Here is a 2,003-nt window from a genome sequence, read left to right as displayed (position 1 = left end):
GGGGCCATCGAGTACCTGGGTCGCAATGACTTCCAGGTCAAGATCCGAGGGTTCCGCATCGAACTCGGAGAGATCGAAGCGAGGCTTTCCGCGAAAGACGATGTCGAGCAATGTGTCGTCGTTGCCGACAAGGATTCGTCCGGCAGTGGGCGCTTGATTGCCTATGTTGTTCCTCAAGTTGAGACGAACACGAATCTCGTGGAGAGCTTGGTCGATGCCTGGGCGCCTGTTTTCGACTCTCATCAAACCGATGCCATTGGTTTGGTGACTGAACAAGGCGCATTCGATCACCGCGGTTGGAACAGCAGCTACACGCGGACTCCTGTGCCATCCATAGAAATGAAGGAATGGCTGGACAACGCGCTGTATCGAATTCGTCGTTGCGAGCCCCGGCGCGTGCTGGAGGTAGGGTGCGGAACCGGGATGATTCTTCTCAACGTTGCGCGCGACTGCGAGCGCTATGTTGGCCTTGAACTGTCTCCGCGAACGGCCGAACTGCTTGCAAGTCGTATCCGCGATGACGAACACTTGTGCAAATCAGCCCAGGTGCTAAATGAGCCCGCTCACCGGATTGATCTGCTCAATGAGCAGTTCGATACCGTCATCCTGAATTCTGTTGTTCAGTACTTCCCGTCAGTGGAGTATCTGCACGACGTCATAGCAAAGGCGATTGGCCGAATCGAAGGTGAAGGGTCCATCTTTGTCGGTGATGTTCGTAACTTCTCGCTGGCCGAAGCCTTTCATTTTTCGGTAGAGCGATTTCGCGCTGAGGGCTCCGTAACGCCTGACGCGCTCTGGAAGCGAGTGTCCCATCGAGTCCGCAACGAGAAGGAATTGCTGGTCGATCCTCTTTGGTTTTACCAGTTGCAGACCCAGCACCCAGAGATCACGCAAGTCCGCATTTCGCCAAAGTTTGGGGAACACCCGAACGAAATGACGATGTATCGCTACGACGTGGTGCTCACACTTCGCCGCCGCGAAGCGATCGAGCCCGCCGTGACGTGGGTGGATCTACAGGGGGGGCTGATCGATGTTGAGCGCGTTGTGCATATGGTTGATGAGCGCGGCGCAATCGGGCTTGAGTACGTTGAGAACAGCCAGCTGTCACGCGAACTATCTGCAGTTTCGCGATTGAAAGGCGAAGAGCTGACGTCACAAGAGGAGTTGCATCAGCTTTGCATGCCAGAGGCGACGACCAAACGTACAAGCGCACAGTGCTTTTCCGACCTGGTGCGGCGTGGACTTCACGTGGAACTTGCTTGGTTTCCTTCTGTTTCGCCGGATGCTTGTCATGCCATCGTTACGCGAGACGGGAAGAAGCGAAGCTTTATTGAAGTTGTGAAGAAGGAGGGATGGCCTGCTCGTACTCAGCTCACGAGCAATCCTCGACTGGTCGCTCAGTCCACTGATTTGGCGAATCAGTTCCGTGAATTCCTTCGCAATCTCCTGCCGGAGCACATGCTCCCTTCTGCGTTCGTAGTGTTGCAAAGCCTTCCGTTGAGCTCCAACGGCAAGCTCGACCGCAGGGCGCTGCCCGCACCTGACGATGCGGCCTACGCGCGCAGCAGCTACGAAGCCCCCCAGGGGCCCATCGAAGAGGCCATTGCTGACGTCTGGGCACAAGTGCTCAAGGTGGAGCGTGTCGGGCGCCAAGACGACTTCTTCAAGCTCGGCGGGCACTCGCTCCTTGCTGTGACCGTCATGGCACGGTTGCGCGCTGTTGGTCTGCAGGTGGCGGTCAGTGATCTTTTTGGAGGCACCACCCTGGCTGCGCTGGCCGCCAAGACGGCCCGCGCGACAGCGCAGAGCGCGATTCCTGCCAACCTGATTCCTATCGACTGCCTGCGGGTAACGCCTGAGCTGTTGCCGCTGGTCGAACTCACGCAGGCGCAGATCGATCAACTGGTGTCTCAAGTGCCAGGTGGAGTTGCCAACGTCCAGGACATCTACCCGCTGGCCCCACTGCAAGAGGGCATCCTCTTTCATCACCTGCTGGAGACAGC

1 protein-coding gene is annotated in these 2,003 nt (G+C 57.5%); it reads left to right on the top strand.

From position 1 onward, the window contains the following. The coding region (locus tag AC3WOE_RS30425) for a class I SAM-dependent methyltransferase (protein ID WP_492696279.1) at positions 1–2,003 on the top strand (2,003 nt) is incomplete at both ends.

It is taken from the genome of Roseateles sp. FW305-36 (genome assembly GCF_058787015.1).
Note: the sequence above shows the minus strand (reverse complement) of the source record. Positions and strands in the feature narration are given on the sequence as shown.